Here is a 16,975-nt window from a genome sequence, read left to right on the forward strand (position 1 = left end):
GCGACCCCCCGCTGCCCGGAACCTGATCAGGATGATCCGGACAGCGGGCATTCCTCAAATAGATAATGGAAATTCCCGCTATTCCCCTGCAGAATGCCCGGATGAGCACGGCCGACGATCCCGGCGCGCGGCTTGCGCGCGACCTCGACTGGAATCTCCTCCGCACGCTGATCGCGGTGGTGCAGGAGGGCAGCGTCACGCGCGGCGCCGAGCGCCTGAGGCTCAAGCAGCCCACGGTGTCGAACGCCCTCAGGCGCCTGGAGGAGCGGCTCGGGCGAAGGCTGATCGACCGCGGGCCCGGCCGCTTCGAACTGACTGAAGCTGGCCGCATCCTCTACAGGGAGGCGATCGAGATCCAGGGCTCGATCCACCGGCTCGGCATCGCGCTCCGCGACGTCGGCGAGGAGATCTCCGGGCACGTGCGGATCTTCATGGCGAGCCACGTCCTCAGCCCGGTGTTCGATGCGACACTGGCTGACTTCCACGCAGCCCACCCCCGCGCAACCCTGTCGATCGACGTGACGGCCAGCCGCCTCGCGATCGAGGAGGTGCTCGCCCGCCGCGCCTCCTTCGCCGTGTGCCTCGTTCACGACAAGAACCCCACGCTCCAGTATCGGAGGCTCTTCCGCGAGTTCTTCGGCCTGTTCTGTGGCCCGCCTCACCCGCTGTTCGGGCGCGAGGGGCTGACGAGGGCAGACCTCGAGGGCCACTCCTCCGTGTCCTTCGTGACCGACAGCCTCTCCGATGCGCTGCACGCCGTGGCGATCATGCGGGCGGAGGCGCGGCTCGACGAGAAGGTGGTCGCCACCTCCTCGCATCTGGAGGAGGTCCGCCGCATGATCATCGCGGGGCTGGGCGTCGGCCCCCTCCCCCTCCACGTCGCCTCGCCCGACGTCAGGGGCGGCTCGCTCTGGCGCCTCCCGCCCTACACCTCTCCCCCCGCCGTCGACGTCTACGTCGTCTGGCACCCCCGGGCGACGATGAACCGCGCCGAGCAGACGATGCTCAAAATGCTCACGACAAGGATCGACAGCATACCGATCGAGGACCGCACCTACAGTTGAGCACTGACAGCGCGCGGCATCGGTGCGACGACCAAAGCCGCTCCCCTGCCTTCGGCTAGCTGCCGTCCGCCGCCCCCGGGCGTCCCCAGACCTGCTTGAGGAAATCGACGAAGCGCCGGACGGCCGGTGCGCTCAGGCGGCGGTCCCAGGCGGCGTAGGTCGGGATCGTCTGATTCAAGTTGGCGAGGTTCTGGATCACCAGGCCCCGCCGCTGCAGGTTGCGGGCGCACTCGGCGTAGACGCTGACGCCGGCGCCGGCCGCGACGAGGCCGAAGACGCCCTCGCTGGTCGAGGGCTCCTGCACGATCTCCGGGAAGAAGCCCGCCTGATGACAGAGGAGGAACACCCGCTCGCGGTGCGCCGTCCAGAACTCGGCGCTTCCCATGACGAAGGGCTCGTTCGCCAGGGCCTCGAGCTCGAGCTCGCGGACATGGGCGAGACGGTGCGTCGAGGGCAGGAGCACGACATAGCGCTCCTCGTGAAAGCGGTAGTTCTCGATCCGGTCGCTCTCGAGCCGGCCGATGAGGAAGCCGACGTCGACGCTGCCCTCCAGGAGCGCCTTCTGCTGGACCGTGGTCGGGCAGAAGCGAAGATCGAGCCGGATGTCGGGGTGCTGAGCCGCGAACAGCTTGAGGAGCTCCGGCAGCCGGCCGTTGATCGCGAAGTCCATGTAGGCGATGCGGATCGTCCCGCTGATGCCGGCTGCGGCCTGCTTGGCCAGCGCCTCGGCGTGCCCGGCCTGGCGGAGCGTCGCCCGCGTCTCCGGCAGAAAGACCTCCCCGGCCTCCGTCAGGCGGACGCTGCGGGTCGTCCGCTCGAAGAGGCGCACGCCGAGTGCCTGTTCCAGTTCCCCGATGACGCGGCTGAGCGCCGGCTGCGACGTGCCGAGCCGCTCGGCGGCGCGGCTGAAGTTCAGGCTCTCGGCCACGGTGATGAAGGCGCGAAGGTGCCGCATCTCGTATCGCATGGCTCATTCATAACACGATCGCATCAATCCATGCGAAACCGATATTTCCCTTGGGGCATGACCGGCGTCAGGCTGGTCCCTGCCGACACGATGGGTCGGAGCGATGCACAGGAGCGAAGAGATGTCGGATCAACTCCAGGACGCCCTCGAGGCCGCCTTCACCGAGGCCCGCCGCCGCTACGCCGAGCGGGGTTTCCAGCGTCGCGTCGGCTTCGGCTCGCGTCCCGCGCTGATCAACGTGGACCTCGCCAATGCCTGGACCCGGCCCGGCAATCCCTTCACCTGCGAGAACATCGACGACCAGATCATTCCCGGCGTCCAGAAGCTCCTCTCCGCCTTCCGCCGCAACAGGCTGCCGGTGGTCCACGTCACGACCTGCTACCAGGTGGCCGACCGCAACGACCCCTACACCGACATGGGCCTCTGGCACTGCAAGATTCCGGTCGAGGCCGTGCCGGAAGACCGGCCGGACCTCTGGGCGATCGACTCCCGGATCGAGCCCATTCCCGGCGAGCAGGTCCTCGTGAAGAAGCGGGCGAGCGCGTTCCACGGCACGTATCTCGCAGGCTTCCTGCGCGCGGCCGGCGTCGACACGATCCTCGTCACCGGCGTCACGGCTTCCGCATGCGTCCGCGAGACGATCTGCGACGGCCTCGCCGACGGCTTCCGGACGATTGCCGTGCGCGAATGCATTGGCGACCGCATCCCGGGTGCGGTGCTGTGGAACCTCTTCGACATCGACGCGAAGTTCGGCGACGTGGAGAGCGTGGACACCTGCGTCGACTATCTCGACGGCCTCAGGACCGCGGCGGCGGCCTGATGGCCGCGGCCCTCGGAACCGGCTCCATTTCGCGCTTGCGCACCCTTCGGGCGCGCGCGACTCTGTTCCTGATACGAAACAAATTTTCCAACCGGAAGAGGGTTCGGGCGGGGTGGCGACACGGTCACGGCCCGAGCTCCCCACCGGCCGGGACACGGAGACCTTCAGCCCAATGACTGACGCGCTCCATGATCTCACGGCGACCGAGACGGTGCACCTCCTGCGCCGTCGCGAGGTGTCGCCGCGCGAGCTCGTGGAGGCGTCGATCGCCCGGATCGAAACCGTGGACGGCCAGGGCGGCGAGGAGGTCACCCGCGCAGAGCGCGCCCGCGGCGAGATCCACATGCGGCTCATGGACTTCTTCGGGGATCACGACCTCCTGGCGTGTCCGGCCGTCATCGTTCCGCCCCTTCCCGTGACCGAGCGCTTCCCCACGCGGATCGAGGGGGAGCCGCTTCAGTCGTATACCGACTGGATGTCCCTCACCTTCGTCCTCACGCTCTCCGGTTGCCCCGTCGTCTCCGCGCCCGTGGGGCCGACGGCGGACGGGCTGCCGGTGGAGCTCCAGCTCGTCGGCCGACCGCAGGGCGAGTTCGCGCTCCTGCAGGCAGCCCAGTTTCTCGAGGGGGTGACCGGCCGCGTCTCACCGTCCCTCGCCTAGTCCACCCGGCGCGCCCGCGATGCGCCGAGGATGCCACCCCGACCTTCCAGACAAGAAAGGAATATCGATGTCGATCGAAGCCAGAAGCCTCTCACTGCGCTCCCTTCTGAGCGGCCTCCTCGTGACGGCCGCCGTCATGGGCACGGCCGGCTCCGCCGCGGCGACGACGCTGCGCATGCACAGCCAGATCGTCGAATCCCGTCCGGAGGCCCAGTTCCTCCAGGAGTTCGCCGACGACGTCTCGGAGCGTTCGAACGGCGAGCTCACGGTCGAGGTCTACCACGCAGGCTCGCTCGGCCTGAAGGATCCGGACCTCCTCCGCATCCTGCAGCGCGGCGACATCGACATGGCGATGCTCTACGGCGAGTATTTCACGCGCGACGCTCCGGAGCTCGCCGCGGTCTACGTCCAGGGCGCCATCACCGAGCCGGAGCAGCATCTCGAGCTCCTGCCGACGCTGCGCGGCATCTACGAGGAAGCCTACGCCGAGTGGAACATCAAGACGGTCGGCGGCGTGGTGAGCCCCGTCTTCGACGTCGGCATCCACTGCAAGCAGCCCGTCAACACGCTCGAGGACCTCAAGAGCCGCAAGCTGCGCGTCTGGGCGTCGCACCTCGTCAAGACCTTCCAGGGCCTCGACGTCGCCGCGCAGGTCATCCCGCAGAACGACATGTATGTCGCCCTGCAGACCGGCGTGATCGACTGCGCCTACTATCTCTCGACCGTGGCGAAGACCGTTTCACTGCAGGAGGTCACGGATTACGAGGCGTATCTCCATCCGTGGGCGGCCGTGCCGTGGATGTTCGGTATCAGCGAGCGTTCGTGGAACAACCTCTCCCCCGAGGAGCAGGAGATCCTCACCACGGCCGGCGAGGCCATGTGGGAGAAGACGAAGTCGCTGGCCGTCGATCCCGAGCGCGAGGCCGCGGCACGCGCGGAGCGCGAGGAGCTCGGCATCGAGATGCTCGAGCCCTTCTCGGACGCCGATGTCGAAGCCTTCGTCGAATCCGCCAAAGCCGAGTGGAAGAAGATGGCCGAGGAAGCCGGGCCGAAGGGCGTGGAGTATTACGAGCGGATGCAGACAGCCATCGGCGAGCTGAACTGAGCCCGTTCCGCATGTGAAGGTCCGCGCCGGCATGTTACCCACGCCGGCGCGGACGGGGGCACGGCAACGAAGAGGCGGGGGATGAGATGGCGATGCGAGTGATCGCGCAGGGCTTGCGCTGGCTTGTCTGGACAATGAACGTGCTGGCCGGGGTCGCCTTGATCCTGATGACGGCGCTCGTCGTGCTGGCGACGGTGATGCGCTATTTCGTCGGCGCCCCGCTGATGTTCTCCGACGAGCTCGTCGGGCTTCTGTTCTGCGGCACGTCCTTTCTGGCGATCCCGATATCGCTTCTCCAGCGCCGGCACATCTCGGTCGACATCGTCGTCGGGAACCTGCCCGACCGGGGGCGGCGCCTCATCGACGTGCTGGCCGTCCTGATCTTCATCACCTTCGCCGCCGCCTTCATCTACAACGCCTTCGACTTCGCGGACTTCTCGCGCCAGATCGGTTCGAGCTCGGACATCGGCTCGCTGCTCTTGTGGCCGTGGATGATGGTTCTGCCGGCGACGTTCCTCGTCGCGGCGCTGATCGCGCTCATCCAGCTCGTCGACGCCGTCCGCATCCTCTTCGGCCGCCCGCCGCTGATGGAGGAGAACCGCGAGCTCCATGCGCGGGGACAGGAGTTGCACGCTTGACCTGGGCCATCCTCGCCGGCGCGCTCCTGATCAGCATCTCGACGGCCGCGGTCCTCGGCGCCGCGCTCGGCCTGACGGGCTTCATCCTGCTCGAGTTCCAGGCCGGCGGCGCGACCGGGCTCGCCATCACCGCAGTCTGGAACGTCTTCTCCGACTTCTCGCTCAGTGCCGTGCCGCTCTTCATCCTGCTCGGCGACATCCTGCTCGCCAGCGGCATCTCCACCCGCGTCTATAACGGGCTGACCCCGCTCTTCCACAGGATCCCGGGCAAGCTCCTGCACACCAATATCGCCGTCTCGACCGTGTTCGGCGCCGTCAGCGGCTCGAGCACGTCGACCGCCGCGGCGATCGGTGCGGTCGGCTATCCCGAGCTCTCGCGGCGCGGCTACGACCGGCCGCTGGTCGTGGCCTCGCTCGCCGCCGGCGGCACGCTCGGCCTTCTCATTCCGCCGAGCCTGTCGCTCCTCATCTACGGGGCGACGCAGGACGTCTCGATCGGCCGGCTCTTCCTCGCGGGCATCATTCCGGGCCTCGTCCTGGCGTTCGCCTTCGGCCTCTACCTCATGCTGGTCGACTCGTTGCGGGAGGGGCTCACGCCCGAGACGGAGGAGGCGCCGAGCTGGGGCGACATCGGGCGCGGCCTGCTGCAGATCTGGCCGCTGCCGATCCTCATCTTCTTCGTGCTCGGCACGATCTATATGGGCCTGGCGACGCCGACCGAGGCGGCGGGGCTGGGCGTCGTCGCCGCCATCGTCCTGGGCTTCGCGTGGGCCGACCTCAGCCTGCCCAGGCTGTGGGCGGCCGTTCTCAGCTCGGTGCAGGTGTTCGGTGCCATCGCCATGGTGATGCTCGGCACGCTGATCCTGGCCCAGGCCGTCAGCATTCTCGGCCTGCCGCGGCAACTCGTGGCGATGCTCACCGAGATGGAGCTTTCCGCCAGCTGGGTGCTGTTCTTCGTCGTGCTCGTCTATCTCGTGCTCGGCTGCTTCTTCGACGGCATCTCGCTGCTTCTGATGACGCTGCCGATCACTTTCCCGCTCATGATGTCGCTCGGATACGATCCCGTCTGGTTCGGCGTGATCGTCACGATCCTCATGGAGATCGGAATGATCACCCCGCCCGTGGGGCTCAACCTCTTCGTCCTGGTCACGATAACGGAACGCGAGGTCAAGCTCTCGGAAGCGGCGTGGGCGACGATACCGTTCTGGCTGATCATGCTCGGCATGATCGTCGTCTTCACGGTCTTCCCGGAGATCGTCCTCTTCCTGCCCAGCTTCTACTGACCGTCGGCCACCCCCGACTGCGGCTCTTCCTTCGGAGCGACACCATGTCTTCCTCTCTCCACGAGCGCCTCGTCGTCGTCGACGGGCTCATCATTTCCCGGTGGCACCGGCCGGTGTTCGAGGCGATGCACGAAGGCGGCATCACGGCCGCCAACTGCACCTGCTCGGTCTGGGAGGACTTCCCGACCACGATGAAGGCGATGGCGGACTGGAAGACGCGGATCCGCGAGAACGCCGACATCCTGACGCAGATCTACACGACCGACGACATCCGGGCCGCCAAGGAAGCCGGCAAGACCGGCATCATCCTCGGCTGGCAGAACTCGACGGGCTTCGGCGATTACCTGCCGCTCGTGCAGGTCTTCCACGAGATCGGCCTGCGCATCGTCCAGCTCACCTACAACACCACGAACACGGTCGGCAGCGGCTGCTACGAGACGACCGACACGGGACTGACCGATTTCGGGCGTGACCTCGTCGACGAGATGAACCGGGTCGGGATCCTCGTCGACCTGAGCCATGTCGGCAACAAGACGGCCCGCGACGCGATCGAGCACTCGAAGCGCCCCGTCGCCTTCAGCCATTGCCTGCCGGCTGCCCTCAAGGACCATCCGCGCAACAAGTCCGACGAGGACATGCGGCTGATCGCCGAGCGCGGCGGCTTCGTCGGCGTCACGTTCTTCCCGCCCTTCCTCAATCGCGGGATCCAATCGACGATCGACGACTATATCGACGCGATCGAGCACGTGATGAACGTCGCCGGCGAGGACCAGACCGGCATCGGCACGGACTTCACGCAGGACCAAGACGACGCCTTCTTCGAGTACATCACCCGCGACAAGGGGTATGGCCGCTCGCTCACGACCTTCGGCGAGATCGTCAACCCCGAGGGCATCAGGCGGATCGAGGACTTCCCGAACCTCACCGCGGCGATGGAGCGCCGGGGATGGCCGGAAGCCCGCATCGAGAAGGTGATGGGAGGCAACTGGCTCTCCCTCCTCGACCGCGTCTGGCTGTGACGCGGGAGCCATGGCACCCGTCTTCAGCCCTGAGCCGAAGGTCGACGGAAGCCGGCTGAAGGTCGGCTTCGTCCTCGCCGACCGATTCACCCTCTCCGCCTTCTCCCTCTTCGTCGACTGCCTGCGCCTCGCTGGCGACGAAGGCGACCGCTCGCGCCCGATCGACTGCAGCTGGGAGATCCTCGGCGGCTGGTCGTCACCGGCACGCTCGAGCTGCGGCGCGAGCGTCTCCTGTTCGACCCGCTACCCCGACCCTTCGCGCTACGACTATCTGGTCGTCGTCGGCGGCATCCTGGAGGGGCCGCAGGTCAGCGAGGAGTGCTACGCCTACATCCGTGCCGCCGCCGAGGCCGGCGTGCGCCTCGTCGGCCTGTGCACCGGCAGCTTCGTCCTGACGCGGGCCGGCCTGATGACCGGCCGGCGGTGCTGCGTCAGCTGGTTCCACTATCAGGACTTCGTCGACGAGTTTCCGAGGCACAAACCGATCGCCGACCGCCTCTACGTCGTCGACGGCGACCGCATCACCTGCTCCGGGGGCTTGAGCGTCGCCGACCTCGCGCACGACATCGTCGTCCGACACCTGGGCGCAGCCGTCGCTGACAAGAGCTGGCAGGTGCTCCTCGGCGACCGTCCGAGGACGGGGGAGCGCTCGCAACCCCTGCCCCGCGAAGGGCTCGAGGCCGCCGACCCGCGGGTGCGCCGGGCGATGCTCCTCATGGAGCAGAACCTGTTCGAGCCGCTTGCAACGCCCGATCTCGCGGAGCGGCTCGGCCTGTCGCGGCGCCAGCTCGAGCGGCTGTTCCACGAGACGCTCGGCGAGGGGCCCGCGACCACCTATCTGAGGATGCGGCTCGACTATGCGATGGCGCTCCTGCGCGGCGGCCGGTCGAGCATCATGGAGATCGCAACCGCCGCCGGCTTCCGGGACCACTCCCACTTCACGAGGAGCTTCAGGCGCCGGTTCGGCGTCCCGCCGAGCACGGTGCGGAGATCGGGCGAAGACGGCCGCCGCCTCACATGCATCGCCGGCCAGAGGGTGTTCGGCCGGCCCTCACCCCCACCCCTCGATCCGCGCTGATGATCGCGTGCCCTGCCGGGCAAGTCAGGCCGCGTGATACCCCTGCGCCGTACCCTCAGGAATGCTCAGGCCGCGACTGTCGACGTCGTTGCACGGGGGGCGACTGCGGACGCCGAGGTGCCCCGCAATCCGGGCAACATTCCTCCGGCCCTGCATGCGTTGTGGCCGTCGCTCCTTCCGGGCGTTCTTCGAACGACCCGAGCTGGCCGAAGAACGAACCCGCTGCGCGGGAGGGGCGCGAGTGGTGAGGCAGAGGTAAGCTTGCAGACGCCGCGCCTCGATTGAGGCCGGTCGGGCACGGGCAGAGCATTTCGGCTCCCTTCAGCAAGAGGAGCCGAACGATGACCACCTCCCTTCCCGCCGCGCCCGTCAGCCGTCTGCGCCAGCGGCTGATCGACGACATGAACATGCGCCGGTTCTCGCGGACGACACAGCGCAACTACCTCCGTGACGTCGGTCGCCTCGCGACGTATCTCGGCCGGCCGCCCGACACGGCGACGGCGGAGGATCTCCGGCTCTTCCAGATCGAACAGCGCGACACCGGAGTACCGGTGCCGACGATGAACAGCATCGTCGCGGCGCTGCGGTACTTCTTCACCCACACGATCGACCGGCCCGATCTCGCGCGCAGGCTCGTCCGGGTCGCCTACCCGCGCAAGCTGCCCGTGGTGCTCAGCCGGGACGAGGTGGCGAGGCTCTCAACGCGACGACCTGCCTCGAGTATCAGGCGGCGCTGTCGGTCGCCTATGGCTCGGGCCTCCGCGTGTTCGAGGTCTCGATGCTCAAGGTCCGCGACGTCGACAGCGAGCGCATGCTGCTCAGGGTCGAACGCGGCAAGGGCGGCCAGTATCGCAACGCCATGCTGTCGCACGACCTGCTGACCCTGTCGCGCCAGAGGTGAAAGCTCGGCCGGCAACAAGGCGTGGTGCATCGCGACGGCTGGCTGTTCCCGGGCCAGAACGCGATGAAGCCGATCAGCACACGCCAGTTGCATCGCATCGTCGTCGAGGCGGCCCGGGGCGCCGAGATCGCCAAGCGGGCCGACCGCACACGCTGCGCCACAGCTTCGCGACCCACCTCCTCGAGGACGGCACCGACATCCGCGTCATCCAGGCCCTGCTCGGCCAAGCCAAGCTCGACGACACCGCCTTCTACACCAAGGCCGCGACGCGGACGGTGCGCAAGGTGACGAGCCCGCTCGACAGGCTCGCGATGTTCATGCCCGACGAGGCGACGCCCGGCGGCTGAGTCCGTTGCGCGCCGCGCTCGAGGTCGCCGATGTGTTCCGTGCTGCCGGGCCTGCCTACCGGGCCGCCAATGCCGGCCATCTGAGCCCTGCGCAGCTCAAGGTCATGTCGGCGATCGAGTGTCGTACCGCTGCCCTCGGCGGCCACGTCGAGGCCTGCGAGGACTGCGGCCATCGGCGGATCTCCTACAACAGTTGCGAAAAAACCGGCACTGCCCGAAGTGCCAGGGTGCGGCCGCCGGTATGAGCGGTGGAGTGGCCTGCGGCCGCAACGTCGGCGATCAACGCGATAGAAGCTTAGCAGATACATGGGTGCTCCCGGCGTCGTGGCCAATGGCGACTGAAACCTGTCGCCGTCAGGAGGGCTCATCACCCGCTTAACGGCGGGCGGCGCGGCCTGCTGGCAAGGCAGCTGCAGGCCGCCGAAATGGCCGCTTCCTCAAGGGCCGCGGCACATAGCCGTCCTCCGCTCCCGGACATCCCTCCGGACACGCCCATGCTCACGTTCTTCTTCTGGCCAGAGGAGGCAGGCGGCTCCCGCTGCAGCCAGCATGGACGGACCGGCCGCACCGTGATTGCGGGAGCTCAGCAGCAGAGCCGCCAGTGCCAGGATGGCAAAAATGACTGATCGTCGCCGCCCAAAGTCCCTCGTGCAGGGTCACCACCACGCCGATGGATGAGAGCGCTGTCAGGGCGAGCGTGGTCGCGTACCAGGCACGTCCGGGCCATCAGCGTGGCGCCGCCGGGCACCTAGTGGAGCCGTGCCGTGCCGCCTCATTGCTTCCTCGGGTCGTCCTCGTCGTTCACATAGGTGATCGTCCAGGGCCCGGTGCTGTTCAGCTGGATGACGGTCTCGCCTTCGGCATAGGCGTAGTGGGCCATGCCGGGCGGATACGCGAAGAACCCGCCGGGCCTGAGGGCCGTCGCGTCTTCCCGGACGGCCTCCTCGCCCATGCCGATATGGAACGTACCGGAGATGACCGTCACGATCTCCGGCTGTCCGTGATGGTGAGGCGCGATGTGGTAGCCGTTGGGGAGGCGCAGCCGCATGGCGAACACGCCCTCGCTCGCGGGGTCGCCATAGAGGACGGAGTATTCCGCGCCCTCGTCCAGGGATGCCGGGCCGGGCTCGTACCGGAATTCCTCGCTCTTTATGAGGACATGCTCCTGTGCGACAGCCGCCGGTGCGAGCAGAGCGGGGACCAGCCCCGCCGCAAGCCAGCCGGCGGCTTGGCTTGTGTGGTTCTTGATCGACATCGGCATTGCGATCTCCTTTACATCAATCCGTGCCACCCCCTTGGCTGTGGGTGGCGGCAACCATCGCAGGCCGCCGAATTCGATGCTGCACGCAAATCCCGAGGCACCGCTTGCAGGCTTCAGGGGTTTTTCGTGAGGGTTTTCACAAGGCGTTTGAAAGCGGGCGCCGCCTCCCACGGTCGGCCACGGCAGAGTGCCCCTGAGCTGCGAAGGCTCCTCAGGAAAATCCCATGAATCCCGCAAGCACGTGGGGCCGGCCTCGGCTACGCTCCCGCCGATCCATCACCAGAGGGAGGTTCGCCATGAGCTCCGTGCAGCAAGAGAGCGATCGTCAGTCCGCGCTCGTCACTCCGTCAGCGGCAGACAGCGAGTTCGTGCAGTTCTGGAACGAGGTTCTGGCCCCGAAATTCATCCGCTTCAGGCATATCCTCGTCGATGGCCTCGCCCGTCACAGCGAGGCTGTGTTCCCGACACTGCCCGTGCGTCAAGGGGACAAGGTGCTCGATGTCGGCTGCGGCTTCGGCGACACCGCGATCAAGCTCGCCCGGATGGTCGGTCCCCGCGGCAGCGTCGTCGGCGTCGACTGTTGCGATGCGTTTCTTGCCGCCGCCGAGGCGGATCGAGAGGAGGCGGGCATCGACAACCTGTCCTTCATGCGTGGCGACGCCGAGTTCGCGCTGCCCGAAGGGGAGTTCGACCTCGTGTTCGCCCGCTTCGGAACGATGTTCTTCGCCAATCCGGTCGGCGGTTTGCGGAACATGCGCCGCGCCCTCCGCCCTGGCGGCCGGATGGTCCACATCGTCTGGCGGGAGCCGAGCGCAAACCCTTGGCTCTCGATGGCGAAGGAAGTCGTGCTTCGCTTCCTGCCCCAACCCGGGGACGCTGCCCGGACCTGCGGCCCCGGTCCGTTCTCGATGGCGGACGAGGAGACGGTGCGCAAGATGATGGAGATCGCCGGGTACCGGGATGTGCAGTTCAAGCGCGTCGACGCGCCCGTACTGATCGGTCATGACGTGCGTGATGCCATCGAGTTCCAACTGGCCATCGGTCCGGCGGGGGAGGTGTTCCGTGAGGCCGGCCAGGAGGCCGAGGCAAAGCGGCCCCAGATCGAAGCCGCTTTGGCCGAAGCCATTCGCAGTCAGACGACGGCCGCGGACGGGATCATCATGCCGAGCTCGTCCTGGGTCATCAGCGGGGTGAACCCGGCCGATGGCGGCCACTGACAGGACCTTCCCTTGCGGCATCCTGCCCGCCTCTGCTAGCCTGCTCGCATGAGACTTCGCAGGTCAGTTCGCAGGTCAGCCTGTGGCTCTTGCTGCGCAGGTCTCGTGCCAGGTCTCGTGCGCCGGCCGCTCCTGATGAAGGGAGTGGCCGAGGCAGGCGACCGGGAACTTGAACCGGTGCTCCAGGTCCGGGAGGCGACGATGCGTCGCCCTGTAAGCCAGAGCGAATCCGGCGGCAAAGCTGATCGTGCGGTACGGTTCGGCGAGTTCGAGCTCGACCTGGCCAGGTTCGAGCTGCGCCGCGCTGGTGACATCGTTTCCGTAGAGCCCCGCACCTTCGACCTGCTGGCCTGCCTCGCCTCGAATATCGGTCGAACCGTCACCAGGGACGAGATCATCGATGAAGTCTGGCAGGGCCGGATCGTTTCGGAGGCTGCGCTGAGCAGCCAGATCCGCTCCGCACGCCGCGCGCTGGGAGACGACGGCAATGCGCAAGCCCTGATCGCAACCGTGCACGGGCGTGGCTTTCGTCTGCGCTCCGAGCCCCTGGAGGGGCTTCCCTCAGAAGCGGACGCCTCTGGTGGACGCGCGGCATTTCCGACGGTGGTCGTGCTGCCCTGCACGAGCCTCGACCAGGACGGCAGGGGCCGGGTCTTGGCCCTGGGCATCAGCGAGGACATCATCGTCGCCCTCTCCAAGGCCCGCTGGTTGCGCGTCGTCCCGCGCAGCACTGCCTTCTCCATGGTCGGGACGGCGGAGGATCTGACGAAGGTCGCTGGAAAGACAGGCGCCGACTACCTGGTCACGGGCTCCGTCCGCCGGGACGGAAACCACGTCCGCGTGACGGTGCAGACGCTGGACGCGCATGATCTCCGCTCGATCTGGTGCGAGAGCTTCGATCGGGACATGACGGGGATCTTCGAGCTGCAGGAGGAGATATCCCGCCTCGTCTCCGCGCGCATCGCAACCGAGCTCGGCATCACGGAGCAACAACGGGCGGCGAGCAAGCCCCGGAAGAACCTCGGTGCCTGGGAAATCTACCAACTGGGCTCGATCGAGTTCTCGCGCTTCACGCCGGAGAGCAACCGCCGCTGCCAGCGGCTGATGCGACAGGCGATCCAGCAGGATCCCTCGTTCGGCAGCCCGTACGGACGGCTCGCCTACGCGATGATCCTCGAAATGGTCTATTTCGAGGGAGAGCGCGATCAAGGGCGAATGGACGAAGCGCTTGAACATGCCCTGCGGGGGGTCGAGTGCGACGAACAGGATGCCAACTCGCACTTCTCGCTGGGGCGTGTCCGCCTTGCCCGCTGCGAATACGAGCTGGCGATCGACGCGCTCGAGGAGGCACTCTCCCTGAACCCGTGCCTGGCACTCACATATTGTGGGCTGGGGGACTCCCTCGCCTACGAGGGGAGGCTCGAAGAGGCCATCGGGCGCTTCCAGACCGCCATCGACCTCAGTCCTCACGACCCATTCCGGTGGGCGTTCATGTCATACCGGGCACTGGCGCACCTGTTCGGGGAACAGTACGATCAGGCCGCGGTGTGGGCGCGCCGGGCGACGCAGGTGCCGAACTCCCACTACTGGGCACATGCGAACCTCGTTTCCGCCCTCGGGCATCTGGGCGAGGATGAGCAGGCGCGGAGGGCGGCCGAAAGCCTTTTCCGCAAGAATCCCTGCTTCTCGCAACGCTTCGCGGAAGAGCGCCTCTTCTACGTGAAGCGGCCGGAGCAGGTCGAATTGTTCCTGGAGGGATTACGGCGAGTTGGGGTGCCGTGACAGCGCGCCTCCGCAGTCACTATTCAAGCTGAGAGCACGGCCGTTTGCCCATCGTGGGGTGCGATAGCCGTTCTCCTGTCGGCCAGGAGCGGCCACGGAAATCACTTCCGTGGCCGTCCCCTTCGCTCCCCACGAGCAGTAATGGCTGGAGCGTTCGGCGAAACACCTCCGGCTATCGCCACCGCTTCCATGGGAGGTCCTTCAGCGGGTCGCTCCGGATCAGATACGGCTGGAAATCCGCCCCCTCGGGCAGCGCGAGGCCGGCGAGGTCGTCTACCTCCTTCTGCCGCAGGCGCTTGCTGCCGTAGCTGTCGTCGATGTCCCTGAACGTCGCGCGGGTCGGGGTCGAGATCGCGTCTCTCCGGTTGTCGCTCCCTGGCGGCGACGACGACTGGGAAGCTGGAATGGCCGCAGCCGCCTGGCGCGTGAAGAAGGCCGATCGAGCCTTGCGTGAAGGGCGAGAGACCCTCGAGGGATGGGAACGGGCGAATGCCGCCTTCCACGCCGCTGCAGCGTCAGCCTGCAACTCGCGCCGGCTGCTGTGCGTACGCGCGCTCATGCAGGATCAGTGCGCCCGCTACCGTCTCGCCTCCATAGGGCTGCACCGCACGCCCCGCGACCCCGGCGCAGAGGACGCAGCCATTGCGGATGCGGTGCTGGCGCGCGATGTTGATGCTGCCTGTCGACTGACGGCGGAGCACTACAGGCGGACGGCGGTCGGTCTTTCTCCCGAGAACGCCGTGCGGGGAGAGGATATCCCGCCCGCGCGAACGTCCCGCCCCGACGCGCCCGCGAGAGGCCGAGCCTCTGCGTGGAATCCGTCTCTGGGGCGGAACGGCGATCGAGATGGGCCGACCACCGTTTAGTGGCTCGGCCGGAACGCTTGCCCTTGCGGCTGCGACAGCGCGTCAGAGGGCCGCTCGCCTGGCAATCAGGGTCGGCGTCGCGGCCGCAGCGAACAGGGCGAGGCCGGCCGCATCCATCCATATCGATGTCGGGAACATCAGGATGGCGCCGGCCAGGCCGAAGACGAGCCGCCGGGGCCGCGACACGACGCCGCCGATCGGCTCGGTGCCCTGTATGGCGATCGCCAGCAGGACGCAGCCGAGCGCATAAAGCGCGGTGGTGTAGGCGATCTCAAGCGGCGTGCCGCCCAGAAGCAGTTCCGGCACATAAACGAAGCTGAACGGCATGAGCACGAGCGTCGCGCCGAATTTCAGCGCTGCGAAGCCTGTCTTCATCGGCGGCGCCCCGGCGATGGCGGCGCCGGCGAAGGCGGCGACGCAGACGGGAGGCGTGATGTTCGAAAGGCAGGCCGCGTAGAAGACCGCCAGATGCGCCGCAATGGTCGGCACGCCGAGATTGATGAGGGCCGGCGCGGCGACGACCGAAAGGATGATGTACGAACCTGTGGTGCTCGACCCCATCCCTATGATGATCGACACGAGCGTGACGAGGCAGAGAGCCACGAACAGGTATCCCCCGGAGAAGTCGATCAGCACGGCGGAGAACTTGAGGCCGAGACCGGCCAGGACGATGCCGCCGATGATGACGCCGAGCGTCCCGATCGCCGCTCCGGCCGCGGCATTGCTCTTGGCACCGCCCGCCAGAGCCTGGGCGATAGCCATCGGACCCATGCGCGTCTCCGGGCGCAGCCAGGAGAGGGCCGCGGCCGACACGGTTCCCCAGAAGGCGCAGAACTCGGCGGAAAAACCGGAGAACAGAAGCCCCACGACGGTGACGAGCGGCACGAAGAACTGCCAGCCCCGCGCGAGCACCGAACGTAGAGGCGGAATCTCCTCCCTCGGCAGGCCCTTGAGGTTCAGGCGAACGGCCTCGAGGTCGACCATCGAGAGGAGGAAGATGAAGAAAACGACAGCCGGAATGACGTTCATCAGCGCGATCGTCAGGTAGCTCGTCTCCGTGAGCGTCGCGAGGATGAAGACGCCGGCCCCCATGACCGGCGGCATGAACTGTCCTCCGGTCGACGAGATCGCCTCGATGGCACCGGCGTCGTGGGACCGGAAGCCCGTGCGCTTCATCAGCGGGATGGTGAAGGCGCCGGTGGTCACGACGTTGGCCACCGAGGAGCCGGAGATCGAGCCGAAGAGAGCCGAGGTCATCACCGCGATCTTGGCCGGTCCGCCGCGCCACCTCCCGGCGAGCGCCGTCCCGAGATCCATGAAGAAGGCGCCTGCGCCGGACCGCTCCAGAAAGGCACCGAAGATCATGAAGGGAAAGACGAAGGTGGCGAAGGTCGCGGTGACGACGCCGAACAGCGCCTCCTGGGTGGAGAAGGTGAACTCGAGGATGCGTTCGACCGACATCCCGGGGTGAGACAGACGCCCAGGCAGGTACTGCCCGAAGTAGAGCTGCAGCAGGAAGACGATGGCGATGATCGAGATGATCGGGCCGAGCGCGCGCCGGCTGGTCTCGAGCATCACGACGATGGCGATCGCGCCCATCGCCAGGTCGTAGTCGTTCGGCGAGGAGACCCTGAAGATCGCGTAGCTGACGTACTGGTCGATCCAGTACCCGATGCAGACGACGGTCGCCGCGATGAGGGCGAGGTCGACCGCGCTCGGCCGCGAGGTGGGGCTTCCCTTCCGGGCGGGATAGAGGAGGAAGACGAGGACCGAGGTCAGCATCAGGTAGATGCCGCGGTTCGTCTGTGTGGAGATCAGGCCGAAGCCGGACGTGTAGAGGTAGAAGGCGGCGAAGCCGATGGCGACGAGGTTGAAGGCGAGCGCATAGAACCCGGTCAGTGTCCGCCGCGCGCCCTCGACGCGGAACAACCAGCTCGTCTCGGCCATGTCTCGACTTTCGCGAGGG

Annotated in this window: 16 protein-coding genes and 2 pseudogenes; 15 read left to right on the plus strand and 3 right to left on the minus strand. The window is 67.3% G+C overall.

What is annotated here, in order from left to right:
* Positions 1-101: 101 nt before the first annotated feature.
* Complete coding sequence (locus tag N177_RS19705; RefSeq protein ID WP_023434192.1) at positions 102-1,064, plus strand: LysR family transcriptional regulator; 963 nt, start codon at positions 102-104, stop codon at positions 1,062-1,064.
* A 55-nt stretch (positions 1,065-1,119) separates the two neighbouring features.
* On the opposite strand, the gene N177_RS19710 is transcribed toward N177_RS19705, so the two are convergent.
* Positions 1,120-2,031, minus strand: a complete 912-nt coding sequence (locus tag N177_RS19710; RefSeq protein ID WP_023434193.1) for a LysR family transcriptional regulator — start codon at positions 2,029-2,031, stop codon at positions 1,120-1,122.
* Positions 2,032-2,152: 121 nt separating this feature from the next.
* Here N177_RS19710 and N177_RS19715 point away from each other — a divergent pair, with 121 nt between their 5' ends.
* From N177_RS19715 to N177_RS21210, 11 genes and pseudogenes are all read left to right on the plus strand, one after another.
* Positions 2,153-2,851, plus strand: coding sequence for an isochorismatase family protein (locus N177_RS19715; RefSeq protein ID WP_023434194.1), 699 nt, complete (start codon positions 2,153-2,155; stop codon positions 2,849-2,851).
* A 172-nt stretch (positions 2,852-3,023) separates the two neighbouring features.
* Positions 3,024-3,512, plus strand: a complete 489-nt coding sequence (locus N177_RS19720; RefSeq protein ID WP_023434196.1) for an amidase family protein — start codon at positions 3,024-3,026, stop codon at positions 3,510-3,512.
* A gap of 67 nt (positions 3,513-3,579) precedes the next feature.
* On the plus strand, positions 3,580-4,617 hold the full coding sequence (gene dctP / locus N177_RS19725; protein WP_023434197.1) for a TRAP transporter substrate-binding protein DctP: 1,038 nt from the start codon (positions 3,580-3,582) through the stop codon (positions 4,615-4,617).
* A gap of 86 nt (positions 4,618-4,703) precedes the next feature.
* The gene (locus N177_RS19730; protein WP_051402497.1) at positions 4,704-5,255 is read left to right on the plus strand and encodes a TRAP transporter small permease subunit; all 552 of its coding nucleotides are present in this window, start codon (positions 4,704-4,706) and stop codon (positions 5,253-5,255) included.
* A complete protein-coding gene (locus tag N177_RS19735; protein WP_023434199.1) occupies positions 5,252-6,538 on the plus strand; it encodes a TRAP transporter large permease in 1,287 nt (428 codons plus the stop codon). Before N177_RS19730 ends, N177_RS19735 begins: the two co-directional genes overlap by 4 nt.
* 44 nt (positions 6,539-6,582) lie before the next feature.
* Positions 6,583-7,557, plus strand: coding sequence for a dipeptidase (locus N177_RS19740; protein ID WP_023434200.1), 975 nt, complete (start codon positions 6,583-6,585; stop codon positions 7,555-7,557).
* Positions 7,558-7,567: 10 nt separating this feature from the next.
* Entirely contained in the window at positions 7,568-8,635 is a 1,068-nt protein-coding gene (locus N177_RS19745) for a GlxA family transcriptional regulator (RefSeq protein WP_023434201.1), read from the plus strand.
* Positions 8,636-9,042: 407 nt separating this feature from the next.
* Positions 9,043-9,192, plus strand: a pseudogene (locus N177_RS22420) (integrase); the annotation flags it as partial.
* Between the two features lie 206 nt (positions 9,193-9,398).
* A complete protein-coding gene (locus N177_RS22425) occupies positions 9,399-9,536 on the plus strand; it encodes a site-specific integrase (RefSeq protein WP_023434203.1) in 138 nt (45 codons plus the stop codon).
* On the plus strand, positions 9,533-9,883 hold the full coding sequence (locus N177_RS22430) for a tyrosine-type recombinase/integrase (protein ID WP_425280810.1): 351 nt from the start codon (positions 9,533-9,535) through the stop codon (positions 9,881-9,883). Before N177_RS22425 ends, N177_RS22430 begins: the two co-directional genes overlap by 4 nt.
* Before the next feature lie 5 nt (positions 9,884-9,888).
* Positions 9,889-10,112: pseudogene (locus tag N177_RS21210) on the plus strand (transposase zinc-binding domain-containing protein); the annotation flags it as partial.
* 543 nt (positions 10,113-10,655) lie between these two features.
* Here the strand turns inward: N177_RS21210 and N177_RS19755 are convergent.
* Positions 10,656-11,138 (minus strand): cupin domain-containing protein, encoded by a 483-nt coding sequence (locus N177_RS19755; protein ID WP_040486302.1) that lies wholly within the window; start codon positions 11,136-11,138, stop codon positions 10,656-10,658.
* Positions 11,139-11,440: 302 nt separating this feature from the next.
* On the opposite strand from N177_RS19755, the gene N177_RS19760 reads away from it, so the two are divergent.
* The 3 genes from N177_RS19760 to N177_RS21215 all read left to right on the plus strand — a co-directional run bounded on the left by N177_RS19760 (position 11,441) and on the right by N177_RS21215 (position 15,009).
* The gene (locus tag N177_RS19760) at positions 11,441-12,361 is read left to right on the plus strand and encodes a class I SAM-dependent methyltransferase (protein ID WP_023434206.1); all 921 of its coding nucleotides are present in this window, start codon (positions 11,441-11,443) and stop codon (positions 12,359-12,361) included.
* A 201-nt stretch (positions 12,362-12,562) separates the two neighbouring features.
* The gene (locus N177_RS19765; protein ID WP_160170950.1) at positions 12,563-14,143 is read left to right on the plus strand and encodes a winged helix-turn-helix domain-containing tetratricopeptide repeat protein; all 1,581 of its coding nucleotides are present in this window, start codon (positions 12,563-12,565) and stop codon (positions 14,141-14,143) included.
* A 317-nt stretch (positions 14,144-14,460) separates the two neighbouring features.
* Positions 14,461-15,009 carry an FCD domain-containing protein gene (locus tag N177_RS21215; protein ID WP_081718720.1) on the plus strand — a complete coding sequence of 183 codons (549 nt, stop codon included), beginning with the start codon at positions 14,461-14,463 and terminating at the stop codon, positions 15,007-15,009.
* Between the two features lie 42 nt (positions 15,010-15,051).
* Here N177_RS21215 and N177_RS19775 read toward each other — a convergent pair whose 3' ends face one another.
* Complete coding sequence (locus N177_RS19775) at positions 15,052-16,956, minus strand: TRAP transporter permease (RefSeq protein WP_023434208.1); 1,905 nt, start codon at positions 16,954-16,956, stop codon at positions 15,052-15,054.
* Between the last annotated feature and the right edge of the window lie 19 nt (positions 16,957-16,975).

Origin of the sequence: Lutibaculum baratangense AMV1, assembly GCF_000496075.1 — a bacterium.
Lineage (GTDB): Bacteria > Pseudomonadota > Alphaproteobacteria > Rhizobiales > Tepidamorphaceae > Lutibaculum > Lutibaculum baratangense.

What these genes read in the sequence shown, in the direction of transcription:
- N177_RS19755 (WP_040486302.1), bottom strand. Translation starts at nt 11,138, where the DNA reads ATGTCGATCAAGAACCACACAAGCCAAGCCGCCGGCTGGCTTGCGGCG.
- N177_RS19765 (WP_160170950.1), top strand. Translation starts at nt 12,563, where the DNA reads ATGCGTCGCCCTGTAAGCCAGAGCGAATCCGGCGGCAAAGCTGATCGT.
- N177_RS19715 (WP_023434194.1), top strand. Translation starts at nt 2,153, where the DNA reads ATGTCGGATCAACTCCAGGACGCCCTCGAGGCCGCCTTCACCGAGGCC.
- N177_RS19760 (WP_023434206.1), top strand. Translation starts at nt 11,441, where the DNA reads ATGAGCTCCGTGCAGCAAGAGAGCGATCGTCAGTCCGCGCTCGTCACT.
- N177_RS19775 (WP_023434208.1), bottom strand. Translation starts at nt 16,956, where the DNA reads ATGGCCGAGACGAGCTGGTTGTTCCGCGTCGAGGGCGCGCGGCGGACA.
- N177_RS19705 (WP_023434192.1), top strand. Translation starts at nt 102, where the DNA reads ATGAGCACGGCCGACGATCCCGGCGCGCGGCTTGCGCGCGACCTCGAC.
- N177_RS21215 (WP_081718720.1), top strand. Translation starts at nt 14,461, where the DNA reads ATGTCCCTGAACGTCGCGCGGGTCGGGGTCGAGATCGCGTCTCTCCGG.
- N177_RS19710 (WP_023434193.1), bottom strand. Translation starts at nt 2,031, where the DNA reads ATGCGATACGAGATGCGGCACCTTCGCGCCTTCATCACCGTGGCCGAG.
- N177_RS19720 (WP_023434196.1), top strand. Translation starts at nt 3,024, where the DNA reads ATGACTGACGCGCTCCATGATCTCACGGCGACCGAGACGGTGCACCTC.
- N177_RS19745 (WP_023434201.1), top strand. Translation starts at nt 7,568, where the DNA reads ATGGCACCCGTCTTCAGCCCTGAGCCGAAGGTCGACGGAAGCCGGCTG.
- dctP (WP_023434197.1), top strand. Translation starts at nt 3,580, where the DNA reads ATGTCGATCGAAGCCAGAAGCCTCTCACTGCGCTCCCTTCTGAGCGGC.
- N177_RS19730 (WP_051402497.1), top strand. Translation starts at nt 4,704, where the DNA reads ATGGCGATGCGAGTGATCGCGCAGGGCTTGCGCTGGCTTGTCTGGACA.
- N177_RS19740 (WP_023434200.1), top strand. Translation starts at nt 6,583, where the DNA reads ATGTCTTCCTCTCTCCACGAGCGCCTCGTCGTCGTCGACGGGCTCATC.